Source organism: Mycobacterium sp. UM_Kg27, from assembly GCF_000972905.1.
Lineage (GTDB): Bacteria > Actinomycetota > Actinomycetes > Mycobacteriales > Mycobacteriaceae > Mycobacterium.
Genome location: NZ_JRMM01000053.1, coordinates 1 through 25340, shown reverse-complemented (window position 1 = coordinate 25340; position 25340 = coordinate 1). Strand labels below are relative to the sequence as shown.

The 25340-nt window shown below is 68.2% G+C and carries 22 protein-coding genes; 8 read left to right on the top strand and 14 right to left on the bottom strand.

Annotated features, from left to right (window positions below):
- From LI94_RS10565 to LI94_RS10540, 6 genes are all read left to right on the top strand, one after another.
- On the top strand, window positions 1-538 hold a 538-nt coding region (locus tag LI94_RS10565; protein WP_046301153.1), incomplete at its 5' end, for a C40 family peptidase.
- 68 nt (window positions 539-606) lie between these two features.
- Entirely contained in the window at window positions 607-1785 is a 1179-nt protein-coding gene (locus tag LI94_RS10560) for a DUF4226 domain-containing protein (protein WP_046301152.1), read from the top strand.
- Window positions 1786-1800: 15 nt separating this feature from the next.
- Window positions 1801-2118 carry a type VII secretion target gene (locus LI94_RS10555; protein WP_046301151.1) on the top strand — a complete coding sequence of 106 codons (318 nt, stop codon included), beginning with the start codon at window positions 1801-1803 and terminating at the stop codon, window positions 2116-2118.
- A complete protein-coding gene (locus LI94_RS10550) occupies window positions 2115-2429 on the top strand; it encodes a DUF2694 family protein (RefSeq protein WP_046301150.1) in 315 nt (104 codons plus the stop codon). The genes LI94_RS10555 and LI94_RS10550 overlap by 4 nt, the downstream gene beginning before the upstream one ends.
- Window positions 2430-2729: 300 nt before the next feature.
- Complete coding sequence (locus LI94_RS10545) at window positions 2730-4166, top strand: DUF5631 domain-containing protein (RefSeq protein WP_046301149.1); 1437 nt, start codon at window positions 2730-2732, stop codon at window positions 4164-4166.
- 50 nt (window positions 4167-4216) lie between these two features.
- Entirely contained in the window at window positions 4217-4534 is a 318-nt protein-coding gene (locus LI94_RS10540; protein WP_024442135.1) for a DUF2710 family protein, read from the top strand.
- Window positions 4535-4544: 10 nt separating this feature from the next.
- Here LI94_RS10540 and eccA read toward each other — a convergent pair whose 3' ends face one another.
- From eccA to eccB, 12 genes are all read right to left on the bottom strand, one after another.
- Entirely contained in the window at window positions 4545-6344 is a 1800-nt protein-coding gene (gene eccA, locus LI94_RS10535) for a type VII secretion AAA-ATPase EccA (RefSeq protein ID WP_152664801.1), read from the bottom strand.
- 103 nt (window positions 6345-6447) lie between these two features.
- Window positions 6448-8007 carry a type VII secretion protein EccE gene (gene eccE / locus LI94_RS10530; protein ID WP_024442137.1) on the bottom strand — a complete coding sequence of 520 codons (1560 nt, stop codon included), beginning with the start codon at window positions 8005-8007 and terminating at the stop codon, window positions 6448-6450.
- Window positions 8004-9683 (bottom strand): type VII secretion-associated serine protease mycosin, encoded by a 1680-nt coding sequence (mycP, locus tag LI94_RS10525; RefSeq protein WP_152664800.1) that lies wholly within the window; start codon window positions 9681-9683, stop codon window positions 8004-8006. The genes eccE and mycP overlap by 4 nt, the downstream gene beginning before the upstream one ends.
- Window positions 9668-11266, bottom strand: a complete 1599-nt coding sequence (gene eccD, locus LI94_RS10520; protein ID WP_081654531.1) for a type VII secretion integral membrane protein EccD — start codon at window positions 11264-11266, stop codon at window positions 9668-9670. The genes mycP and eccD overlap by 16 nt, the downstream gene beginning before the upstream one ends.
- A gap of 5 nt (window positions 11267-11271) precedes the next feature.
- Window positions 11272-12288: a MinD/ParA family protein gene (locus LI94_RS10515; protein WP_024442140.1), complete on the bottom strand. Its 1017-nt coding sequence runs from the start codon at window positions 12286-12288 to the stop codon at window positions 11272-11274.
- A gap of 94 nt (window positions 12289-12382) precedes the next feature.
- Entirely contained in the window at window positions 12383-13231 is an 849-nt protein-coding gene (locus tag LI94_RS10510; RefSeq protein ID WP_024442141.1) for an ESX secretion-associated protein EspG, read from the bottom strand.
- A 101-nt stretch (window positions 13232-13332) separates the two neighbouring features.
- Window positions 13333-13626: a WXG100 family type VII secretion target gene (locus LI94_RS10505; protein ID WP_024442142.1), complete on the bottom strand. Its 294-nt coding sequence runs from the start codon at window positions 13624-13626 to the stop codon at window positions 13333-13335.
- A gap of 36 nt (window positions 13627-13662) precedes the next feature.
- Complete coding sequence (locus tag LI94_RS10500; RefSeq protein ID WP_024442143.1) at window positions 13663-13980, bottom strand: WXG100 family type VII secretion target; 318 nt, start codon at window positions 13978-13980, stop codon at window positions 13663-13665.
- A 115-nt stretch (window positions 13981-14095) separates the two neighbouring features.
- Window positions 14096-15277, bottom strand: a complete 1182-nt coding sequence (locus tag LI94_RS10495; protein ID WP_046301147.1) for a PPE family protein — start codon at window positions 15275-15277, stop codon at window positions 14096-14098.
- 3 nt (window positions 15278-15280) lie between these two features.
- Complete coding sequence (locus LI94_RS10490; RefSeq protein ID WP_024442145.1) at window positions 15281-15586, bottom strand: PE domain-containing protein; 306 nt, start codon at window positions 15584-15586, stop codon at window positions 15281-15283.
- A 99-nt stretch (window positions 15587-15685) separates the two neighbouring features.
- Complete coding sequence (locus LI94_RS10485; RefSeq protein ID WP_046301146.1) at window positions 15686-19825, bottom strand: type VII secretion protein EccC; 4140 nt, start codon at window positions 19823-19825, stop codon at window positions 15686-15688.
- Between the two features lie 4 nt (window positions 19826-19829).
- Window positions 19830-21329: a type VII secretion protein EccB gene (gene eccB / locus LI94_RS10480; protein ID WP_046301145.1), complete on the bottom strand. Its 1500-nt coding sequence runs from the start codon at window positions 21327-21329 to the stop codon at window positions 19830-19832.
- 149 nt (window positions 21330-21478) lie between these two features.
- On the opposite strand from eccB, the gene LI94_RS21885 reads away from it, so the two are divergent.
- On the top strand, window positions 21479-22423 hold the full coding sequence (locus tag LI94_RS21885; protein ID WP_052739914.1) for a DUF4226 domain-containing protein: 945 nt from the start codon (window positions 21479-21481) through the stop codon (window positions 22421-22423).
- 48 nt (window positions 22424-22471) lie between these two features.
- Window positions 22472-22747 carry a hypothetical protein gene (locus tag LI94_RS23135; protein WP_125079435.1) on the top strand — a complete coding sequence of 92 codons (276 nt, stop codon included), beginning with the start codon at window positions 22472-22474 and terminating at the stop codon, window positions 22745-22747.
- Between the two features lie 65 nt (window positions 22748-22812).
- Here the strand turns inward: LI94_RS23135 and LI94_RS10470 are convergent, their stop codons facing one another.
- The gene (locus LI94_RS10470) at window positions 22813-23769 is read right to left on the bottom strand and encodes a hypothetical protein (RefSeq protein ID WP_046301144.1); all 957 of its coding nucleotides are present in this window, start codon (window positions 23767-23769) and stop codon (window positions 22813-22815) included.
- A partial coding sequence (locus tag LI94_RS25065; RefSeq protein ID WP_204368856.1) for a DUF5631 domain-containing protein occupies window positions 23766-25340 on the bottom strand: 1575 nt, incomplete at its 5' end. The genes LI94_RS25065 and LI94_RS10470, both read right to left, overlap by 4 nt.

Sequence of the window (25340 nt, the reverse complement as noted above, 5' to 3'; positions counted from 1 at the left end):
GATGTGTATAAGAGACAGGGATACGCCTATGGCGCACCGGGAGGCGTTGCGCCGCCGCGAGGCCCGGCTGCGCGCTCAACACGCCCACGTCGTGTCGGCGCAGCATCGCGCGCTGGTCCACCGTGCGCGGTTGCGGCGGCTGCGATACCGGGGGCTGCGGCGCAGGCCAGTGGGGCTGGATCGGTTGCCGTTGCCCAACACTCGTGCCGGACTGGCGGTCCGGGCCGCACTGTCGCGGCTCGGCAGGCCCTACGTCTGGGGTGCGACCGGCCCCGACCGGTTCGACTGCTCGGGGCTGACGCAGTGGGCGTATCAGCAGGCCGGCGTCCCGCTGTCACGTACCACCTATACACAGATCCACGAAGGAATCCCGGTGCCGCGCTCCCAGATTCGCCCGGGCGACCTGGTCTTCCCCAGCACCGGGCATGTGCAGCTGGCGATCGGGGGAAACCGGGTGATCGAAGCCCCGCACGCCGGGGCAACCGTGCAGATCAGCCCCCTGGGCGCGGATGTGGCGATCCGCCGTCCGCTGCCGTGATCGGGCTGTCCCCCGCGGGTGCCCGGGTGAATTGTCGGCATCGGTGGCCCTCAGTAGAGTCACCTGCCATGGAGCGCTCGGGCTATCCGGCGTCCGGCGAGCAACAGCAGGGCCGGGCGGCGCAAGCCATGAGGCAGGCTGAAGCCGCTCTGGCGCAGCAACTGTCGACTGCCGCGGACTTCGACAGGCAGATCATCGAAGCGCTGCGCCACGCGCACAAGACCACGCTGGAAGGCCGGCGCCGCCTCGACGACATCGAGGTCGAAATCGCCGGCGCGGCAGGGGCCTGGGACCTGAGCACCGCCGCCGGCGCGCGCGAGTTCCAGAGATTCCTGATCGACAGGCTCGGGCAGATCATCAGGGTGGTTGAAGAGGCCAACGACGATGACGCCTCCAAGCAAGCGCTCGCCGCCGCGCTGACACGGCTGTACCCCGCGGCGCAATCGGATTGCCAGGAGTCGGCGCCCGGCGGGGACGACCAGTCGCTTTCGGTGGATCCCGATACCGACGCGTACCCGGACCTCCTGGCCGATGACGAGCCGATGGCCGATCACCTGGCGGCGTCCCAACGGCTGCCGCCAGAGTTGGCGACGCCGATGTTTCCGGGCATGGGCGCCGACGGTCCGGGATTCGGTGCGATGCCGGCTGCGATGCCCTCCGGATTTCCGCTGACCGGTCCGGCGTCTGGTCTCGGCCTTGATGGCCTGCCCGCCGATGACGATTACCCGTCCGAGGAAGCGGCTACCGCCGAGGCGTCCGATGGCGCCGACGCCGACGGGGCGGACGGCGATACCCCGGCGCAGGACCCGGGGGAGGCGGGACCGGTCGCCGTACGACTGCCCGACGGCGAGACCACGACCGTGGCCAACCCGCAACTGGCTGCGGCGATGCAGGCCGTCGCCGACGGACAGCCAGTCGTGGAGGCGTTCCGCAGTCAGGGCATCCACATCCCGCCGCCTGGAACACCGGTGGTGGCAGCGGTCGATGTGGTCAGCCTGCGGCCCGGCGACATCGGTGTGTTCACCGACCGCCATGCCCTCGCCGTCGGCGCCGGCAAGGCACTTCTCGACGGGCAGATCCACCTGGTCGAGAACCTGCGCGGTCCCGGATTTCTGGGTTGGCAGCACCCGCCGGCCCTGGTCCAGGAGCCGGCGCCGCCCGCTGAGCCGGTTGCGACCAGGCCGGCGAGCGCGCTCGGGGGCATTGCGAGCTTGAAAAGGGCGGCTCGAACCGTCATCGTCGATTAGCCAGGAAGGTGAAATATGCCCGAGAAGATCCACGTCAACCAGGACGTTCTGACCAAGGCGGCTGGAAACCATCAAGAGGCGTCGGACTATCTGGCCACGGTCGCGGCCTCGCACGCGGGAATCCAGGCGACCCTGAACTCGCTCGGGCCGATCTACGGCGACTTTCGCCAGGCGGCCGCTGCACTGCTGGACGCACGCAAGGACTGCTACGACGACCAGTCCAGCGAGCATTCGATGGTCTCCGACAATCTGCACCGCGCGGTGGCGACGTGGAACAAGAATGAAGACGATGCCGCCAACGCCTTCGGGCGCCTAACCGATGGGCACCGATGACTGAGCCGAATCCGGCTTTCGACACGATCCACCCCAGTGGCGAAGTGCTGTTCCGGTCTTGCCGCGGCGGCTATCTGCACAGTGTGGTGCTCACTGAATCGGTCATGGACACCGATGCGCACCGGCTGGCAGAGGCCATCGTCCTCACCGCGGACGTCTCGTTTCTCAAGGCGGCGTTAGAGATCCGGGGCGAGATCGTCACGACCGGCCAGGTGCCCTCGGCCGCGGTACCCACCAATGATGATCTGCGGGTCGCAACCGATCGGCTGCTGGCCCACCACCTGCACCCGGGCACGAATCCAGGGGACTAGAGTACCCATCTTCCGGCAGCGTCCGCGTTGGGGGCGATGTCTGCCGGGGGATCAATCACCGTGTCGCCGAACAGTTTTCGGGCCCGCTCCAGCAAGGCGAGTACCTCGCTCAACTGCGCTGCACACCCCGTGCCCGGGGACCCGACATCAGCCACGATTTGCACGCTACCCACCGGGCCGGGGGCTGACAATTCACCGCGCGCAGTGGCTGTGGAGGGCCGCCTGAATGCCGTCGACGACGCGACGCGATGCGGACGAATTCGGACAAGAGCGCCGGGACGGCAACGGTAGGCTTGCGCGGTGGCACTCTTCGGTCGACGGTCGGCGCGCCAACGCCTCCGGAACGCGGCCCGGGAATCGCTGACGATCCCGGCCTTCAGCGCTCCGGTCGACTGTAGTTCCTGGGTGCTCGGCGGCCTGTGGCCCGCCGAGCTGGCGACGATCACCCCGGAGACGGCACCGCTTGCCGACTATCTCAAGGCCGATCTGCAGCGCATCGCGCATTCGGCTAACGAGAAGCTGCACGTCATCAGTCGATCAGATCTGACCGGCCCGGCTCGCCAGGCCGCGGAGACGCGGGTTATCAACGTCGCCAGAGCTTTCGCCGTGCTCCGGGTGGAGTCGACGGTGCGCCAGCTCCACAAGGAAGCCCTGGACTTCGGCGGGGAGTACATCAGCCTCAATGCGGCGCCGGCCCCGGCTCCCGCTTCGGCCCCGGTGTCGGCGGCCGCCGGGGTTCCGGCCGAACCCGTCGCGCCGCCTCGCTCGCCCGAACCGCCCCTGCCGCCTGCGGAGGCACCTGCCCCACGGGCGCGTCATCGGCTGCCCGAATCCGCCGCCGCCGCGACTGAGGCGGTACCAGTGGACCCGCCCCCGCCGGTACCGGAGGTCATCGAGGCTGCCGCGGCGCCGCAGGCAGTGGAACCAGAGCCCGCCGAGCCGGTCGTAGTGCCGCCGGTCGAGCCGGCTTTCGTCGCACCGGTGGTCGAGCCGGTCTTCGTACCGCCGGTTGAACCGGCTCCCGTGGCTCCGGAACCATTCGCGGCGGTCCAGCCCGATCCGGCCCCGCCGCCACCCCTCGCCCCGCCGGTCGCCGAATCCGACGAGCAGCGGCTGCAACGTTTGCTGGCTTTCGTCGCCCGTCAGGAGCCCGGACTGCGCTGGGCGATCGGTATCTTCGCCGACGGCACCACCCGACTGGCCACCGATATCGCCAACGGATGGATTCCGTCTGGAATCGAGCTGCCAGACGGGGTGCAACTGCTGGAACCCGACCGCCGCAATGGCACCGCCGCCGAGATGCTGGGCAGCCCGATTGAGTCGGCCAGCTACAGTCCCGGCGATCGTCTGGGCTGGGCGAGTGATTTCGCGGAGACTCACACCTCGGTACAGCCGCGCATGCTGGCGCCCATCGAGGACCTCGGCTGGCGGCTCAGCGAGGCCACCCACTGGCGTGAAGGACTGCCGCGAATGGCCAACACCCTGGTGAAGGCGGGAGCGGCCGGCACCGGCGTGGTCGACGCCGAAATCGACTTATTGCGTGTGCATCTGGACACCACGCGCTACCAGCTGCTGGCACAGTATCCCGACTCCGACCTCGCCGTGGCGCTGAACTGCATGCTGTTGGCCGCCACCGAAGGCATCGCCACCGGAGACACCGTTTCGGCCAACTACCATTACAGCTGGTTTCGCAAGCTCAGCGCCCCTGCCGCCAGCCAGTGGGATTCACAGCTTTAACGAGCGTCGATGAATTGACGCTGTTCACACCGGCTGGACATACTTAGCCAATGTCGGGGGCGGAGAGCCACGCGGAACTCAGCGACAAGGACCTCGTGGAGTCGGTGTTGCGGGATCTGCGCGAGGCCGCCGAGAAATGGGAAGCGCTGGTCGCGGAGGCCGAGAACACAACCTACAGCGTCGATCTCGGTGATATCCGTGCCGTGGCCAACGCCGACGGCCGGCTTCTGGAGTTGACGCTGCACCCGTGTGTGGTCAGCGACTACACCCACAGCGAGTTGGCGGATCGGCTCAACCTCGTCTTCACCGCGCTGCGTGAGGAAGCCCAGTCCGACTTCGAAACGCGGTACGGCACCAGCCCGGTCTGACAGTGACGTCCTACCAGTTCAGGGCGGCCATCTCGCGTTTGGTGTCGCACACGGCGCGCACGGCGGAGTCGATGTCAGCGGCAGTGATGGTCTTGAGGTCGTCGATCGTTACCGGTTGCCCGGACCGCTTCTGGGCGGCCACCCGGGTATCGCGGGCGAGTTCGGCCTCCTCTATCACGTTTCTGGCGAACCGGCCGTTGTGCATAACGTTGATGCCGTGCTCTCCGCGCGGGCTGACGTAGCCACGGATAGTGGTCACCATCGCCAGGAACCGCTGGCGTGCTGCGGGATTCAGTACGGTTGCCCGGCTGGATCCGTAGCGCTCACCGATCTCGACAATCTCCTCGGGGCTGTAGGACTCGAACCGGATTTTACGGTTGAACCGGCTGGCCAGGCCGGGGTTGACGGTCAGGAATTCGTCGACCTGGTCTTCGTAGCCGGCGGCGAGGAAGCAGAAGTCGAAGCGGTGTTTCTCCAGCGCGATCAGCAGCTGGTTGACGGCCTCCATACCGATCATGTCCGGAGTCCCGTCCTGGTGACGCTCCACCAGCGAATAAAACTCGTCCATGAAAAGTATTCCACCCAAAGCCTTTTCGATCAGCTCATTGGTCTTGGGGCCGGATGACCCGATGTGCTCGCCGCAGAAGTCCGAACGACGCACCTCGGTGATCTCCGGGTTGCGCACAATGCCCATGCCGGCGTAGATCTTGCCCAGCGCCTCGGCTGTGGTGGTCTTGCCGGTACCGGGCGGGCCCACCAGCAGCATGTGGTTGGTCTGGCCTTCCACAGGCAGGCCGTGTTCGAGTCGCATGGCCCGGATCTCGAGCTGGTCCTCCAACGCCTTGACCGCACGCTTGACCTCGGCCAGGCCGACCTGCTTCTCCAGCTCGGCGCGACCCTGCTCCAAGAGCTCCGCCCGGCGGTCCAGCGCGTTGTGCTCGTCGAGTTCCGCGCGGCTCATCGCCGAAGCAGCATCCCAACGGTCGGTGCGACTGTCGATGATCTGTTCCTCGGTGACCACCAGGCGCAGATTCGGTTCGGCCAGCGCAGCCTTGGCCGGTTCGGTCAACACACCATTGATGGCGGCTTTGGACAGCCAGACCTGCGCCTTTTCCTCCTCACCCAGCTGGCGGTGCACCATGCCCCGCAAATAGGCGAGATCCGCGGCCAGCAAAGGGATCTCGCTGGGGTTGATCGACGCGGTGAGCACCCCTGCCGGGAAGCGCTCCGAGGACCGCGTCTGTCCGGTGATGTCGACGCGATCCAGCCAGTCCAGTGCCACCCGTCCCTGGCCCAAGTGGGCGGCCGCATAGCCGGCCAGGGCGCACACCGATGCGGTGACGGCGGGCATGACGATCGCGCGGTCGGGGAGCTCTTCGGCGGCGACGGTCAGCAGATCCGGCCAGCGCTGGGTGACGAACATCAGGTACGCGCGCCCGAGCTGGTGCCACTGGTGGTTGATCCAACTGTCCAGCAAGCCCCGGTCGGCCAGCAGGGCGTCGGCACGCTCGTACTCACCGGCAACGGTCAGTGCGGATGCCAGGGCCAAACCCACATGCGAGGCATCGGTCACCGTGATCGACAGATACGGTCCCAACGGGATCTGGGCGGCCAGGTGCCGGCCCAGTCGGGTGGTCTCCTTGTGCAGCCAGTCGCTGTTGGCGTACAGACGCTTGAGGGTGTCCAGCTCGGTGTCGCCGCAGGCGATACGGCCCAGCCAGGCGTCGGCCATGGACGGATCAGCCTCGGTTGCGGCGACGAAGTCGGCTAACGCGTCGGGGGAGCCGTAGCGGCCGTCCATGCTCACCATGGCCCGGTCGAAGTGTCGACGGGCCGCCAGCAAGTCACTCAATGTCTGTCGTCCTCTGTCGCGCGTCCAGGTTCTCTTCGCTGACAACCGATGCGGTGCGATGTCATCGCGACGACATCGGGGTCAGCGCCTCCGGGCTGCAGTACCGGTTTTCCGCCCGGAACAACTCCACCGTAGCCAGCCAAGATTTTCCGCCGGCCGCAACCCGTACCGCGTTCCGGTCGATCTGCTCGATACTCACCTCGACCGCGTCCGCTGGTGGGGGCGGTGTCCCGGGCGGCGCCACGGTGATCACGGTGGCCGGCCGCGGTGACGGCGCGATCGGCCCGTCCACCACGCTGACGGTGGTGCGCGGGGTGGGCCGGGATTCGCCGACCACGGCCACCTCGGGCATTCGGACGCTGGCCCAGCGGGCCTTGTCCCGGGTGTGCACGCAGACCCGTTCGCCGGCACCGGCCGCCCGGATGACGATGCGCTTGGCGATCAGGTCCTCGGCGGCGATGAACACCCGGCTCAACTCACCGGAGTCGGTCAGCGGCACCATCAGCCGATCGCCGTTGGCCAGCTTGCCGATCAGCACGCCCGACGGACCGATCTCGAGGGGCAGGCTGGCAGGTAACCGGCCGGGCCGCAGGCCGCGCAGCTGGGGGCGAGGCGCGCACATGTTGGCCTCCAGGGCGGCGGCCTGCTCCCCGTTGAGCCGGTGCAGCACCACCGACGGGGGAGTCGGCGCTGGCTGCGGAGTCTGCAGGGTCACGGTGGCCGTACACCTCCCGTCCGGAAACACCGTGACGTTCTGGATCACCTCATCGACCGGCAGAGTCCACGCCTGCGCCAGCAGCTGGGCACTGATCTGGCGGGCCGAATAGGCGTAGGTCGTCACCCAGCCGCCCTCGGTGCGCAGCGTCTTCCAGCGCTCGGCGCCGGCCACCAGCGAGCCACCGCCGAGGCGCCGATCCAGTTCGACCAGGTCGCTGGCGGTGGCCACCCGGGTGCGCAGCCCCTCGCACCGCAGCAGGCCGGCAATCCGTTGCGCGACGGCGACCGCGGTGGCACCCAGTGTGGTGCGCCAGCGCAGCGCAGCGGTGTTGTCGATGACCCGCAGTCTCAGCAGTAGCCAGGTCTCGCGCTGGCCGGCGTACGGCGGGGTGCCGATCTCGGTGTCGTAGACCCGTGGGTAGTCGCCGGTGGTGGCGCGGCGCGCTCCGATGCTGATCACGCTCATGGACTCCAGGACCAGCCCGAGGGCGTGCCGCAGCATCGGCAGCAGCTCGGCGACATCGACGACGTTGTCGGTCTCCACGTTCACCGAGCCGGTGGCCACGGTGGCCGCATGCGCCCGGCCCAGCAGATGGACTGCCACCACCGCCACACCGCCGGAGATGCGAACCCCGCCGCCGGCGCGGTTGTTGGCCACCGTGATCGGCTCGCTCCAAGCGGCCTTGGACGGACGTCGTAACCACAGCAGCGCCCACGACCACGCCGGCTGCCCCCACCACGGCACCAGCACCACCAGCACCGCCAGCGGGACCGCCACCGCGGCACCGAGCAGTCCACCCAGCGCCCAACCCGCTAGACCGCACAGTGCGATCGTCGTCGCGCACAGCAGCCGCCGGTTGCTCGACGGCGTGAACCCGGTCAGCCGGACCCGGTTCGGACTCACTTGGTGGCCCGCCGGATCCGCGCGGTGATCGCGGCCGCCAGGACGGTCACGGCGATCACGCCGAGGAATCCCAGGGCCACGGTCCGGGCCCGGTGGTCCGGCGGGGGTGGTGGCGGCGCCGGGGTGATCACCCGCTGCTGCGAGCCCGGCGCCAGCGGGTCACCCGCCGGCACGTTGAACGTCAGCGCCGCGACCGGGTCGATGAGTCCGTAGCCCACCCGGTTGTCGACGCCGGCGGGCGGATTGTGTGCGGTCTGCATGATCCGGTTGATGACCTGATGCGCGGTGAGCTGAGGGTATTTGGCCCGGACCAGGGCAGCGACGCCGCTGACGTAGGCGGCCGAGAAGCTGGTGCCCCAGAACGGCATGTTCTTCTCGCCGACGCGAATCGGCGGGTAGGCGTTGACCGGGACACCGCCCTGTGGAGACAGGCCCATCACGTGGGTGGCCGGTGCGGCCACCCCCACCCAGGGTCCGGTCATGCTCTTGTCGATCGGCGCCCCGGTGGCGTCCACACCGCCGACTGACAAGACGTAGTCAGAGAACCACGACGGGCTCGAGATCACCTTGACCTGGTTCCAGTCCCGCGGATCGCTCGGGTTCAGCGGGTCGAACATCGGGTTGTCGGCGCAGCCGGCTTCGCCGACATTGCCGGCGGCCGCGACGATCACCGCGTCTTTGACCGTCGCCGCGTACCAGAGGGCTGCCCCCAGCACCTGTTGGTCAAGTCCGGCCGCCACCTGGACACAGGAGGTCACCGAAATGTTGATGACCTTGGCGCCCATGTCGGCGGCGTGGACGACGGCCTTGGCCAGCGTGGCGAGCGTGCCGGCCTTCACCCGCTCGTCGTCGTAGCCGAACCGTTGCGGGTTGACCGGCTCGAACGCCCGCGACGACTGGCGGATCGAGATGATGCTGGCGTGCGGGGCAACGCCGACGACCCCGTCCGGGGCGCCGGGCGGGGGCGGGGGGACCGCCGGCTCGTCCTCGGTCTGCGGATCGGCCGGCCCCGAGGCCGGTGCCACCGCACCCTCCGGAGGGGGTGGCGGCGGTGGGGGTGGGGGCGGAGCCACCTGAGTGATGGTCACTGGTGCCGGGATCGGCGGCGGTGCCGGCGGGCCGGGAAGATCAGCCGGCGGCAGCGGTTCGCCGATGCTCGGCGGGGGACCGGCCGGTGGGGGGAACGCCGGAACTTCCGGCATCGGGCGGGGCATCGGCAGCACGCCGAGCGGGGCCGCGGCGATGATCGACGCGGCGATGGTGCCGTGCGCATCACAGTCCTGCAAACCGCCAAGGCCCTCGGCGCCGCCCATGATGTAGTCGCCGCCGGCGACCGCCGGCAACCGGGGATTCGGCGTCACGCCGGTGTCTATGACGGCCACCGGAACGCCGTTGCCGGTGGAGTACTGCCACGCCGCGGCGATTCCGAGCATGTCGAATCCGGGTGCCAGCTGCGCCACGTCGGGGTTGGCGACGGTGATCGGCACACTGCATGAGTTCGACCGCCGCATCGGCTGGTCCGGCCCGGGCACGCCGTCGGCCGGCACCAGGGCCGGATCGACGGACGGCGGCTCGATGGCCTGCGCCATCGGCGGGCCGCTGGACATACTCACCAACAGCATCACCGCGGCGACCGCCGCTGTGCGGGCGTGCACGCGGCTCAGTTGCGCACCCACACGAACAGTCCTCCCAGCCAAGCGCCAAGCACCCCCACCACAATGAACGCCAGTACTTCGAGCCATTCGACGGCCAGCCGGATCCAGGGCACGAACTTGGTCTCGGGCACCAGCAGGCCGGCGGCCACCCCGAGTCCGGCGAAGACCGCGATCGCGGCGGATGGCCACAAGAACCCGCCGGCGGTGTCACCCGGGTTGGCCAGTGCGTACTTGACTATTCCGGCGAGCACGGCCGCGCACGCCCCGCCCACCAGGGCGATCGCTTGGACGCGGCCGGCGAAGCCGCGGCCCTGGGTGATGAACAGGCCGGCCACCAGACCGCACAGCGCCAGCGCGCCACGCGGGTGGGCCCCGCCCGGATCCAGCACCATCCAGACCGCGATCGGCAGCGCCGTGGCGATCGCGAGGCACATCCCGACCTGCACGGCGTTGATCAACCGGGCCGAGGCCGCGATCGCGGCACCGCGCGCGGAGATGTCGACCAGATCGTCCTCGTCGTCGTCACCGTCCTCCGGGCCGACTGGAGAGACCGTGTCGATCGGCATATTGGCGCGGCGGGCGAACAGGTCGCGCCCGGTGATCGAACCGAAGTACGGTGGCCGCACCCGCGCCACCCACAGCGCGATCGTCGGCGACATGCGCAACAGGATCAACAGGCCCAACAACATGCAGATGCCGATCACCTGCGGCGATACCGGATGCCACATCCGCGCTGCCGCCACCGCCCCGCCGATCCCCGCGGCGGTCACGATCGCGGTGGCCACCGCGGTCTGCGAACGCAGCAGCACGCTCAGACCGATCGCGCCCAACGCCAGGACCGTCACCCCGATCAGCAGGTGGGGGGCGCCCAGCGCACCGGGTGCCGCGCACAGTGCGGCGCAGGACAGCGCGAGCACGGCCAGCCAGCCGAATCCGCTGAACAGGTCATCGCGTGCCGGCCAGTTCCGCCGGATCACCGTGGCTCCCAGGGCCAGCAGTGCGCCGAGGCCGGCCAGGACCGTCGCGGGCGGCCAACTGTCGCTGAACATCCGGGCGCGAACCGCCAGCGTCGACAGCACGACCACCGCCATCGCCATCAGCCCGATCGCGGTGTGCGCGGCGGTCATCGCGGTGACCGGCGCGAACATCCGATCGACTCGGGAGTTGAGCAGGCGTGTCACGGTCTGCTCGTCGGCTCGGTGCCCACACTCCTGGCACTTGATCTCGGGTTGGGCGCCCAGTCGGCGGGCCGTCGCGGCCAGCGCGCTCGACAGCGATTCGTACTGCGGTTCGAAGGAGTCGCCGCCTACCGCCGGGACCAGAACCAGGGTGTCGCCGTCTTGTACGCCCAAGTCGTCGAGGCTTCGAGTGATGTCGAGCCGGACGCCGTTGACTTTGTGCAGTTCGTAACTGCCCGGAGGCAGGGCCACCCCGTCGAAACCGTGGTGCCGCAGATCCTCGTCGAGCAGCTCGACCATTCCCTCGAAGAATTCCTCCACCGGAATACCGGCCGGGAAGACCTGCGACACGAGGTGTTTGTCGTATGCGAGACTCACCGCACAGCGTGCCGGAAACGCGACTTTAGCTGGTGTCGGAGAAGTCACCGCGCTTACCTTTCGGTGTCGGGCACGAACTTGTCGGCCAGACCGGCGGTTATTTCGAATAACCGCAGCCGGGTCTTCTTCTTTACCTCGTTGTGGACGTCGATGATTCCGCCCTTTGCCAGGTGGGCGTCATGCGGCATTACCTCCACGGTGGCGCCGGTTTTGCTGAACCGTTCGGTCAGATAGGCCACCGCGGCACTGTCCTCGCCCGGGGCGGAGTGGTTGAGGATCACCGTGGACCGCGACACCAGCTCGTGGTAGCCCTGCGAGGCCAGGTAGTCCACCGCCCGTAGCACCGGGCGGGACTGGTCTGCGGTGATCCCGGAGACGAAGACCAGCGTGTCGGTGTTCTCCAGCACCGGTTTCATGACTGGGTGCTCCAGGTCTGCCGCGGTGTCCACCAGGATCACGTTGTGCGTTCGCCGCAGCCGCGACAACACTCCGCTGAACATGGCCGGAACGAGCGGGCGCAGCTGGTCCGATGTCCGGTTGCCGGCCAGGACGTCGAGGCCGACGGCGTTTTGCCCGAGGTGTTCGCGGATGTCGGAATAGCCCTGCACGTCGGTGTCGCTCAGAACGGCCGAGTAGTCGCCGGGCGGGTGTTCGTCGATGCGATCGGACAGTGTTCCGAAGCCCGGAACGGCGTCAATCGCGATCACATTTTCCGGTCGGCATTCCCGGAACACGCTGCCGATGGCGGCGGTCATCGTCGTCACACCGTTGCCGCCTTTTCCGGACACCAACGTGATCACGTACTGACGCCGGATGTGCCGGCGAATTCGATTACGCAAATCACGGTAATGACGTTCGCGCGGAGATTCGCCGGGATTAATAACTTTCGCTGATACCACATAGATCAGTTTGCGCCAGCCCGAGCCGGGCGGAATCTTGCGTGGTGTCGCCAGGTCGGAAATGCGCATGGAGTCCGATACGGAATCCCGGTAGCGGTGGCTGGATGCCGGATCCCACCGCCCGGATGAGCCTTCGTCAGGCATATTCTGGCTATTCCATGGGCTCGTCACGTGCGTGATGTTAACACGGCTGCTGATTCCACGTTTGCAATGTTTCTCACGGTGGACAGTAATGCACGGTAATGGTGAAGATGTGAATTCACTGTCACACAACCCGCCGGTGTGAATGCCAGTCCGCGCCGGCCGGGAGTCGAGCGATGAGCCGCAGGATCGCGTTGGCGACGTCGCCACGCGTGCCGGGGGAGACGATCTGGTAGCGGCGGCCGCCGTTGTCGATGTTCTCCACGCAGACGCGGCCCGACGGAGTGTCTGAGATCAGCACCGCGGTGTCCGCGATCGCCATCCGCGCCAGCTCCTCGGGTCCGGCGCCGGGCTGGATCGCGACGATGCTGGCCTGCCCGGACTGCTGTGGGTCGGCAGCCAGCGCCACGATCTGCTGCTGGTCGATGTCGAGTCGTTGTGCGGCCAGGTAGCGGCGCAGACTGTCCTGGTCGCGGACCCGCTCCAGCAGCTCCTTGGTGTCCAGGGTGACCGGTCGCAGTTGGGCAGCCTCGGTGATGCCACACAACCGCTCGATCTGGCCGACCAGCAGATCGCTCGCGGCCGCCTGATCGGTGGCGCTGCCGGCGGGGTAGAGCCGCACCTCTTGGTCATGGCGTTCGAGCACCACCCACCAGGAGGCGAACCGGCTGATCGAGACGCGGGTCAGGTGCTGGGGGTCGCCGGAGGGCCGCCCGGGGAATTGCAGGTTGAGCATCAGCGCGATGTCGCGCCGCAGGATCACCGTCAGCCATTCCCGGACCATCGAGTCCACTTCGCCCTGCTCATCGAGCACCCCGATCGCGGTGAGTTCCTCGGCGATCGGGTGCCGCAGCGCCCGTTCGGCGGTGTCCAGGCGGGGCAGCAGGGGACGAAGCCCCAGTTCCGGGCAGAGCGTTTCGATGCCGGTGACGGCCTGCAGCACCCACAGCCCGTCGAGCGTCGTAGTCAGCACGTCACCCTCGTCTCAGTGGTTGCGGTGGTCGGCCTGACACACGAAGTGGGGTATCTGCGCCGTCCGCGCAGATACCCCACCTCGGTGACGATCGGGGGTGATCAGAAAAGGGACTGGATCGTCTGGTCGGTCGAAATGGCGCCTTCCAGCACGGAGCCGATGGTGGAGCCGTGCTGTCCGATGGTCTCGATCAGGCCCTGCAGGCCGGACAGCATCTGGGCCTGGGCTTCGAAGAAGCCGGTGGCACCGTGGCCGGCGAAGTACTCGGTCAGCATCTGGGTGAGCTGGTGGGAGTCCTGGTGGATCTGGTCGAGGGTGCCGGCGCTGGTGACCACGCTGTGGGCGTGATCGGAGACGGGTCCGGGGTTGTAGGTGATACCGCCACTGTCTGCCATGGGGATCGATGTCCTTTCGAGTACGGGGGTGGGGGGTTAGGCGGACTGTCCGCCGAATAGCGAGTGGAAGGCGTGCTCGGAGTGGGACTCGTGCGACTCCATCAGGGCAGCGGCCTGGTTGAGGCCCTCGGTCAGGCGGTGGCCGCCGGTGAGGACTTTCTGGACGTCTTCGTGGATCTGCGCGGCGGTGGCATACGAGGCCTTGGAGCCGCCACCGTCCCACGTGCCAGCGCCCAGGATGTTCTCGTGGTCGGCCAGGTATTGGTTGGCGATCGCCTGCGCGTGTTCGATGTGCTGAGCCAACTTCGACGCGGTGTTCCGCATCAGTTCGGGCGTGACGACAATTGCTGCCATCGGTTCCTCCTCGGTTGTAGAACAACCCCCCCGGGTTCGGCGGGATGTAGCTGGCGGTAGTGTATTTGCTCCTCTCGGATGTGTCGATTCACCCTGTATTCAGCAAACGCCCAGGTCAAACCCGGTCGTCGACAACTCGCACGGTGTTGGTCCGGTCATTGGGCCGGTCGCCTTGGCCTTTTCCGCCCGCTCCGGCGCCGTGGGCCATCGGCATGCCGCCCATGCCGCCGGCGCTGGTGGTGGTCACCCGCTGCGACTCGACGGAACCCAGCGCGCCACTGGGCCGCAACCCCACCGGACGGCCGCCGCCGGACTCGAATGCGCTCACCGGTCGGGTGAACGCCGACATCGGCGCCGCCCCGCCGCCCCCAAAGCCGCCCGCACCGGGTGTGGACGTCGCATTGGCCAGCATCGCCGTGGCCGGCATCCCGCCGGCCCCGGCCGGATTCAGAGCGCCGCCCAGCATGCTCGGATTCATGAACATGCCCATCAGCGACTGCATCGGGCTCATCATCGATTGGGGCATCTGCATCAGCGACTGCGGCGCTTGCATGAGCGTCGAACCGATCTGCTGAACCGGTCCCAGCATCGAACTCATCTGCGAGCCCATGCCCTGGGCGGCGTTGGCACCCTGGCCGGCGGCATTGCTTGCCGTCGAGGTACCGGTGTAGGCGGCGCGCATGGCACCGCCGGCCGCGGCCTGCGATGCCGCTTCGCCGACCGCGCTGGCCGCCGCCGCCGGAGCCGCGGGTGAAGCGCCCATCCCGGCCACCGGTGCCGGGACCGACAGGCTGGAGATGAGCGCGGTCAGCACGGCCCCATAGGAGGCGCCTACCGCGGCGTTGTTGGGCCAGAACAGGCCGAAGTACTCGAATTCGAGCGAGGTGATGCGCGGCGTCAAGGCCCCCAGTACCGACGGGTTGATCCCGTAGTCGGTGGCCGTCTCGATCCGGTTCTCCTCGCACTCCGCAGTGGTGCGCATGCTGCCGTAGGCCAATTGGTAGGCCTCGACCGCGGCCGCGACGATCGGCGCCTTGACATCCACCCAGCCCGCCAGCCCGTGCAACGCCACGTTCAGCAGGGTCGCGTTGAGAACCGACCCCTCCGATCCGGCGCCGATCCAACCGATCGAGGTCAATGCGGTGTTGACTGCCGAGGCGATTCCCGACGCGTGGTGGGCCACGCCCAGAGATGTCCATGCCGCCCCATTGGTCAGCATGGTCGCAACGCCCGCGCCGGATTTGATCAACATGTCGTTGGTCTCCGGTGAGCGGGCGGCCCACCCCGGGTCGGCCACTGATTAGCCGCCGAGTGCGACGGTGGCGGCTCGCAGCGCTTCGGTGGCGCCGTAGACACCCGAGGCGGTGGCCTGCGCACCGGAGAACAGCCCGCGCTGCGCCGAATGCTCGGCGACGATGCCCAGGTATTGAGTTCCCGATGCCAGCAGGGCGGCCTGGAACGCGATGGAATCGGGGTCGTTACCCATCGGCAGAACGCCCAGCAGGGCCGGGCTGGCCGCGGAGGCGGCCGCCTCTGTCTCGGCGGTGATCGCCGCTTCGACGCCCGATGACGCCAAGACCGCTTCCGGTTCTACAGAGAACATAATTTCCTCCCCATGCCTCATCGCTGATGTGCCGACGTTGGCAAGTCGGAGTCGATCGTAAACCGATATTCGGCCCCCGTCACTTCACGATGTAAATACCGGTTACTGCTGCTCGAAATCGTGGATCATCGACGAGGGCACTCCGACCAGCACACCTTCCACTTCGGAATCGTTGACCAGTAATCCCCGGCCCGCGGGCAACGCCTGTGCGCGCACCATCCGATTGACCTTGTTCTGCGGGTCGTTGTCCATGAACAAAGTGGGCACCTTGGCGGCGCGCTGCGTCTTGACCCAGGGGTCCATCTCCAGCTGGCCGAAGTTGGAGGAGTTCCTGGTGGCGAACACGTGCAGCCCGATCTGGCGGCCCCGCTCCATCAGCTTCCACAACGCCGCGCCCACCGGGGGCTTGGCCGGATGGATCTGCGCCGGACGCAGATCCTGCACGTCGTCGACCAGCACGAAATGGCGCGGCCCCTCCCACGGCTTGAGGGCGCGCAGCTCCTCCTGGCTCAGGCCCTTGGCGGGCAGCCGGGGCAGCAGCACCTGCTGCGCCAGCGTGGTCAGCACCTCGTCGATCTCGTCCTGGTCGTAGGCGTAGGCATTGACGTAGCCGGCGCCCTGCAGGTCACGCAGCGGTCCGGTCTTGGGGTCGACGATGGTGATCTGGGCTTCCTGCGGGCTGAACCGCGCCATCACCGCTTCGCCGATCGCGGCCAGGGTGGCGCTCTTGCCGCATAGGGCCCGCCCCAGAATCATCATCCCGGGATGTTCGGACAGCATCAGCGGCACCGGCAGCAGATCGTGCTGCTCGCCGATCATGAACGCGATCGACGGAGCGGTCCGGGCGGGTGGCCGCTGGGCGACGTCGTAGGCCAGGAGCTCCGACAGCGCCACCGCGGGCGGCAGCCGCTTGAGCGTGGTGTGCTTGGTCACGCCCGCGACCTCGGCGACTCGCGCGCCCAGTTCCCGGGTCCCGATCCGGGCGCCGTCTTCGGTGGCCAGCTCCGGCACCCCGATGAGCATCTCGTGCAACGACTCGGTCAGACCGAAACCGGGCCGGTTCACGGTGCGCTTGGCGGCATCGCGGGCGTCCAGCGACGCCGTGCCCATCTCGTTCTCGCCCGGGTTCTGCAGCCGCAACTGGATGCGTACGTCGGAGTTCTGCAGCAACGTCTGACGCTGGCCGTGGATCCAGCCGGAAGCGCTGGTCATCAGGTGCACCCCGTACTCGGGACCGACACCGCTGAGCGCGATGATCCGGTCGCCGAGCATGGTGTCGGCGGCGTAGAGGTCGGAGAAGTCATCGATGACCAGGAACACGTCGCCGTAGGGATCGCCTGGATCGGTGCCCGCGAGGCTGTCGCCACCGGACCCGAAGCGCCGCTCCCGGAATTCGTTGATGTCGATCTTGTCGCGGCGGAAGGTGTCTTGGCGGGCGCTGATCAGCGCGGCCATGGTGGCAACGGTGCGCTCCACGCCCTCGCGGTCGGCCGGTGAGACGATGTCGGCCACATGCGGCAGCGTCTCGGCGTAGCCCAGCGTGGCGCCGCCGACACAGAAGAACGTCAACCGCGCCGGGGTGTACATCAGCGCCGCCGAACACATCAGCGTCATCAGCGTCGTCGTCTTGCCGCGGCTCTTGGCGCCGACCACCATCACGTTGCTGCGCAACACGTCGACGCAGTGCACCACCTGCTGGGCATCCTCGGGGATGTCTTTGACGGCCAGCGGCCACACCAGTCCCGGGTTGCGGCCGTAGTCGACGTTCCACGGCTTGCCCCGGTAGCGGGCCACCAGCTGATCGACCGACTCGGAGATCTCCAACGGGGGCAGCCACGGCAGGTGCGGTGCCTTGCGGTCGGCGGCAATCAGGGACTCGCGCAGCACATCGACGATCTTCTTCTTCTTGAACCCGTCGGCGTGCAAAAGGAATTCGTCGGGCTCGGCATCGGTGGCCGACATATCCTGCAGCGCTTGCGCGTCCGCCTCGTCCAGCGGCTGGTACTGCCAGGTGTAGAGCCGCGGTTTGGTCAAGGTCATGTCGAGCGTCTTGCCCGTCGACGTCTTGCGCTTGGGGACGACGAACGGCGCCGACAGGTAAAAGCAGCGGAACGGGTCCAGGTCGCGCGGGCCGACCTTCAACAGCCCGAAGCCGTTCTCTTTCGAGGGCAGGTGATAGGCGGCGTCCGAGCCGATTACCTCGCGGCTGTCGTCACCGGACTCGGCGCGCAGAGCCACCCGGAAGGCGATGTTGGACTTGACCTTTTGCAGCGACGACAGGTCCAGTCGTTGCCCGCCGAGCATGAAGAAGACGTTGGCGCCGCGGCCTTCTTGACCGATGTGGATGATCAGGTCGATCCACTTGGGGTGGTTCTGGAACAACTCCAGGTATTCGTCGATCACCACCAGCAGGATCGGCACCGGCTCCAGGTCCCGGCCGGCCAGCCGGATCTCCTCGTAGTCGTTGGCGTCGCGCGCACCGACGGAGTTGAACAGGCGGTAGCGCCGGGCGATCTCGCCGTCGATGGCCCGGCGCATCCGTTCGGCGAGGTGCCGCTCGTCCTTACCGAGGTTGGACAGGGCCGCCGACACGTGCGGGATGCCGAGGATGTCCTGGGCCGCGGACTCGAACTTCATGTCCACGAAGATCACGTTGAAGGTTTCCGGCGAGTGGGTCAGCGCGATGCCGTACACCAGGGAAAGGAAGAACTCCGATTTGCCCGAGCCGCTGGTGCCGATCACCACCGAGTGGAAACCGAAGCCGCCGAAGTCTTTTGCGCGCAGTACAACGTTCTGCAGTTCGCCGTTGGGTTTGGCGCCGACCGGGATCTCCGCCCAGCGTTCGTCGCCGCGACTGCGCCGCTCGGCCCACAGCCGGTCGACGTTCAGCTCGCGCGCGTCCTCGATGCCCAGCGCGCGCAACAGTTCCAGGGCGCCGCTGCCCGCGTCGGCGACGTCGACACTGGCTGTCGGGGACCAGCGCGCCATCGCCCGCGCGTAGCGGTAGGCGCGTGGCACCGACAGTTGGTCCGCGTGGGCGAAGAACTTGCCGCCGGAGCGCAGCATAGGACGCGGCGGATTACCGGTGACCTCGAAGATCTCATCGCGGGCGAACCCGACACCATTGCCGAGCCGGGAGGCGACCCGCAGCACCGTGATGCCCTCCTTGCCGACGCGCCCGACGACGCTCTCCCAGGCCTCGGGGCTGCCGGTGTTGTCATCGACGATCACCCAGTGCGGACCAAGATCGTGCCCGTCCGTGCCGGTCTCCAGCGCCGAGCCCATGGTGGTGGGACTGGGCGTCGACGGCGGCCGCCAGGCGCCGCGCTTGCCTTTCATGTGCAGGTCGGCGCCGAGCGTCGCCTCGAGTTCGGTCGGGCTGGTGAACACCAGGCGCCGCCACCCGCAGGCATCGAACAACTCGTCGTGCTGGTTGTGCGGAAGCCAGACCATCCACGACCACAGCTCGGGGTGCCGGGTCACCACCATCAACTTGACGTCCAGCGGATTGTGAAACACCGCCAACCCACTCAGCACCGAACGCAGCAACGAGCGGACCCCGTCCAGGTCCTCGCCAACGAAGCTGAAGCCCGGGCGGGCGCGCAGGTTGACCACTTTCGCGATGTCGCGGATCTTGCGTTGTTCGAGAATGAAGTCGCGCAACGCCTGGCCGGTGACCGGCTCCAGCTCCTCGTCGATCGGGATCTCCGGCCACTGCACCGACAACACCGAGTCCGGGGCGTGCTGCACGCCGACGCCCACCCGCACATCGAGGAAGTCCGCATCCGAGCGGCGACGCTCCCACATCTGCGGGCCGCCGATGACAGCGCCCAAGTCCTGCGGGTTGGAGTGCACCAACTCTTGGGAATTGCGTTGGGCGCAGACCGCTTTCTGGATCTCGTCGCGCTCGCTGTCGAGGGATCGCAGATAGCTGCGCCGGTTCTTCTCCTGCTCACCCCAGCTGATCTTGCGGGCCCGGCCGAATCGCCCGGAGAACATCAGCATGCCCAGGCCGGCCATGCCCACCATCGGGAACATGCCCGAACCCAGGCTGCGCACCCCGGACACGTAGAGCATGACGATGGTGCCGATCAGCGCGACGATCAGTGCGGGCATGCCGATCATCACCCACAGGTTGCGTGGCTCGCGTTCGGGGAGGGCGTCCGGCGCGCGGGGCGCGACCCGCACCGGCTTGGGCTCGGGGACCTGCAGACGGACCGGAACGAATGCGCGCTTCGACATCGCCTCAGTGCCCTCCTGGGACGCCCTGCTGATTGGTGGGGACTACCGGCTGCACCGCGCCGGCCGACGCCACGGTGTCGCGGGCCAGCAGCGCGGCATGCCGCGACAGTTCCGGACCGGTCGCGAAGGTGCGCAGCAGCGGCCACGGCGCCTGCTGTGCCGAGCCGGGATCCAGTCCGAGGCCCCGCAGGGTCTCGCTCTCACCGGCGATGCCGAACCGGACACCGTTGGGCGACACCCAGAACAGGGTTTCGCGGGAATCGGAGTCGAGCAGTTCGCTGGTCGAGGTGACGAAGTTGGTTGCGCCCGGCAGCACCAAGACCTGGTTGGCCACCACCGAGGTGGGGCTGCGGTCATCGCGCACCAACCGGACGATCCGGTTGTCCATCGCGGGCGACACCGGCAGGCCTCGCCCGCTGTACAGGGTGATCCGTGCCTGCCGGTCGCCGGGTGCCTTCTCCCAGCCCACGCACGTGGTCGGGTCGGCGGTGGTGTCGACGAACGTGAGCCTGCTGTTGGGGTAGTACTCCACGGGCAGCGTGCTGACTTCCGGGATGTTGACCAGCTTGTCCGGGCTGACCACCAGCGGCGCCACGGACCCGAATGAGTTCGCGCTGCGGATCAGGTCGGCCACGAAACTGGTGATCTTCTGGACCCCGTCGGGCACCAGCACGTAGAACTGGGAGCCGCCGCCGGCCGTCCGGGTCTCCAGCACCGCCCCGACCTGGGAGCCGGGCACCCACTGCGACGGCGTGCCGGCCAGGGGGATCACCGGGACCCGCAGCGGCTCCGTGCTGGGCAGCGCGTCGAACAGTGCCCGCGACATCTCCACCGGAGCGGTGATGCCCGGATCGATGCCGAGGCTCAGGGTGACCGCCCGGTCGGCGGGATCCACCTGGGACCGTTTGCCGCCCCAGATGACGTAGGTGGCGCCCTGGAAGCGGGTCAATACGCCCGCGCCCGGGGCCAGCGGCGCGGCACGGCCGGCCGTGCTCAACGGGCCCGCGATCGAGGTCACCACGGGGGGCTCGGCGCGGCGCGGGGAGCCCGCGGTGTCGCAGACCGCCCAGGCCGAGGGGGCGCCGGTGTTGGCGACCAATGAGGTCGGGGCACCCGGGATGCCGATCATCGGGCCGGTGGGGTACTTGGCGATCTCCGCGGGCTTGACCCAAGTGGGCACTTGCGCGTTGCCGACCGCCAGTCGAGCCGAGGTGATGTTCAGCGCCGGGTACAGTCGCCCGTCGATGCGCGCATAGATCGCACCGGAGTCGCGGTCGCCGACGATCGACGATGTCCGCACGATCCCGGCCGGACGCAGCACATTCAGCAACAGCATCCAGCCCATGCCGATGAAGATCAGCACGACCGAGAGCACGATCGCGGCGGTCTGCTTGCGGTCGTCGTGCTTCATGCGCACCGAGAATTTAGTGGTGGCGGCGCGCAGTCGTCGGTTGTAGAACAGGTGACCGGAGTTCTGGTCCCGGTTCGACAGACTCAGCGGCATGCTCTGTTACCCCTAACGGCGCACGCTCGGTGATGCTGCGCCGCCCCCTGCGGCGACAAAGCGCACCGCGACGACATTACTGGCCTTGGCCAGCGGGAACCAGTCACTTGGGAACACGCGATGACGCCGTCGGGCGTAGCTTTTGAGCTATGCCGGAGCAGTTGGGGGCGTTCGCTGAGGCCGCCCGGGCACGCGAAGAGCAGTTGGTGCAACGGTTGGCGATGGCGGTTGAGCTCGACCGGTCATTCGAGGGGATCCTGCGCGGTGCCCACCAGCACAACGTGCAGGCGCGGCAGCGTTTGGATGCGATCGAGGCCGCGATCCACCAGGCCGCCGCCAGTTGGCCAGGCTTGGACACCCCGGCCGGGGCCCGTCAGTTCCAGACCTTTCTCGTGGGCAAGACTCGGGAAGTCCACCAAGTCATCTCCGATGCCGCAGCGGACAGTCAGCAGCGGAGTGCGCAGGTGCAGGCGCTGACCGAGCGATACCGGGCTCGTGACGATCTGGCGTCGAGTGGGCCGAAGGGGTCAACAGGCCCGGACCGCGCGAACGAGTCGGCGCAAATGGTCGGCTTTAGGCACGGTATTGGAAATCCGCAGACACCTCCGCTCAAGCCAGACCCGTCTGATCCGCCGATGCCGCAACCCCCTACCGGGCATCCGCTTTCGGAATTGCCGCCTGAACTCGGCGGCAGACCGTCGGGTGAGTCCCCTCAGGTTCCACCGGTGAAATTTGGGCCGTATTGGGTTCCCCCCGAAGTCGCAGAAGCAGGGACCCAATGGGTTAACAGCCATGTTCCAAACCGGACTCCAGCGGAGTGGACGCAGGCATTGTCCGACACGTTAGGAGCGGGCTACGCGAAGGGTCAGCAGGAGCAGGCGATCCGCGTGCTGCAAGCGGCGCAGGCGGGCCAATGTAGCGTTGACGACGCAGCTAGAAGCCTTTTCGCGCTCGGATTGGATGGTTTGGGGGTCGCCGGCGCGGTACCGCTTGCTGAGGCTCCGCCGATCGCGATCGTCGCTGCTGCAGGGGCGCTGGGAGACGGTGTGCTGAATATCGGCGACATTATCCGGTGCTTGGGCGGATCAACGTAATGCGGACGGCTTCCTTTGGTGTCGAGCTAGACATCCTTCGAGTGCTAGGTGATCAATTTGTTCCGTGATTTGTTCCAAGTACTGCTGCCATTGTTAGTGACGGCAGGGACGTTGCCGTTACTGGATAAAAACCCCCGCCGGGTGAGAGCGTTCGGCGTAGCACTCCTCGTTTTTGCGGTGCTCTGTGTTCCTCTCCTCATGATCGAGCTGTCTTCGGCGGGTGGAAAGGTCTGGCTGGCTGCGCTGCGCATGGTGTCTTGCCTACTCGGAGGCGTCTATCTGCTGGTCCGGGTTCATCTTTCGCGACGCGAAGTGGACCAATAATTCGGCCGGGTGCGCCACAACGGCGGCGCATAGTCGCCGCTTCGATCAGCGCGGCGAAGGGTCTGTCACTTCGACGAGTCGTTCGTGTCCACAATGCGTTTCAGCGGCGTGATGCCAGGGTGCCCGGCATCTTTTGCGACGGACTTGGTCACCGGCACATTGGGCGGGGCCGTCGTGCGACCCTTGACGGGCTGGCCGTTGGCCACGCCCGGAGCGGCGATCCGCTTCGCGTCGGTCTTGTCGTCTTTGCCGCCCTTGCCGCCGGCGCCAGCCCCGCCGGGCATCATCGGCATCATCCCGCCGCCGCCCCCACCCGCGGTGGGCGCACCGCCAGCGGGGCCGGCCGCACCGGTATTGGCCAGGGAGCTAGCGGGCGTTGTCGGCGTTGAGGTCCCTGGAACCGGGGGCGGACCGAGGTTGCTGGCCGGCGTGGTGCCCACACCCAGTCCTCCGCCGCTTCCGCCGGAGCCGAAATCTCCACCGCCCAAGCCGGGGTCGGGACTGATGTCTGAGGCCAGCGTGGTGCCGCCGAGGCCGGCCTTGCCCAGCGACGACGCGGCGCTCATCAGTGGTGACAACGCGCCCTGGCCGGCTTGCATCAAGCCCTGGGGCAGCTTGGTCACCGCGCCGAGGGCCCCGCTGAGTGCACTGGTGATGCCCTGCATCGCGCCGTTGACGCCCTGCATCGCCCCGCCCATGGCTTCCTGCGGTGATTGCTGCGCCATCAGGGCGTCGCCCTGCGAGGCGACGTTCTGGAACTTCGACGCCGCGTCGGCCTCGTGCTCGGCGAACTTGCGCACGGCATCGGCGGCGTGGCCGGTGCGGTCCCGGTGATCGTTGGCGAGTTCGGTGTTCGTCTCGACCAGGTTCAAGTTGGTTGCGGCGCCGAAGGCGGCCATCGTGGCGTCGACCGGGGAGGATCCGCCCGGATGGACCGGTCCCGGAGGGATCGCCGTCGGGGGCTGTGAGAGCGCGATGTGCAAGAAGTCCGCACCGTAATGCTTCACGAAGTCGTCTGTCATGGCCTAACACCTCCATGCCGTACGGCCACTGCCAGATACCAGGCCAGGTGGTAACGGGCGAGCTCTTCGCTTCCATCGATCAGGGCGTCGATGGCCGCCAACAGCATCCAGTCGGCGACATCCCGCGGAGCATGCTGCGGATATGCCGACAGTACTCGCGCCTGTGTCGCGGTGACTACCTGCCGGAACAGCTCGATTTCGTTGTCGGCGACACCGGATCTGCGGGCCACGGCGCGTGCCACGATCTGCACGATCCGCGGTAGGCGGTCGTTGGTGCCGGTGATGTCGATGAGCGTGGGGCCGAGTTCGTCGACGTGCTGCCCATAGCGGGCGCGCTCCCCGCTGCCGGGAATCGGATCGTTCGGACCGGCCTCGGTGACATAGGTGTTCGGTTGATGGGCGGCGGCGGCGATCACCGCACCCAGCAGATCGACCGCGCTGGTATCGCGGCGACGGTGGGCCGGGTCCAGCAACGTCAGCCCGGGCGGGAGTTTGACGGTGGGCGGAATCCAGCCGCCGGCCAAGTCGGTGGCCAGCACGGTGGTGGTCTCGTCGTCGCGAAGCCCGGCCGCCCAGGCCAGGTCCGGCGCCTGGCGGGCCACGGCGTCGACTTTGCGCTGCAGATCCTGGTGTTCGGCCAGCCGCCGGGCGGCCGTACCGGCTCCGGCTCCGGCCGTGCTCCCGGCGCCCATGCTGCCGGCCACCGATGCGCCGGACTGACTGGCGGCGCCGGGTGTGGGTTTGCCCGGTGCCGGACGATCGCCGGTGGAGGCCACGGTTGGACCCCCGGACGCCGGCGTGGTGGGGCCACCGGGCGGGGGAGTCGGGCCCGCAGGACCGGCAGGCGCCGTGGGTGCCGCCGGGACGGCGGCAGCGGCCGGGCGCAAATCTGCCCCGTAGCCGGGCAAGGGGCCCGCCGGGGCCGCCGGGCCGGCGCTGATCGGCCCCGACGACACGGAGGCCGGGCTCGCTGTCACCGGCGGTGCCGTGGGTGCTGCCGGTGTCGCGCCACCCGTGGGAGCGGGCGGGGCGATCTCGGTGTTGGGGCTGGCCAACTGGGCCATATTGCCGAGCGCACCACCGGCCATCGGCGTCACCGACGGTGAGGGCGGAATCTGGGATGGCTGACCGAATCCCCCGGTGCCCGCTCCGCCCGGCGTCAATGGCGATGGCGGCCCGCCCAGTCCGGGAGGACCACCACCTGGCATGCCCGTGGCAAGCGCTTGGGCCGGCCCGCCGCCCGGGAGGCCGGGTGGCATACTGCCACCGCCGCCGGGGCTTCCGAGGCCTGACATGCCGGAGGCCATGGGGGAGGGGACGCTGCCTCCACCACCGACTGGCGGCACTCCGCCGGGTATGCCGCCACCCCCTGGTGGCACGAGGCTAGGGGCGACCGCTGGGCCGCCCGCACTTTGCGTACCGGTGCTTGTGTTGTTACCGACGCCACTGCCGCCGCCGGCGGTGAAGCTGTTGCCGCCGCCTGTGCCGCTGCTGGTGTTTACGTCGTTGCCGTTGGCGCCCGCAGGTGCGTTGTCAGTGCCGCCTGCGGTGTTGTTGCCCCCGCCGGTGCC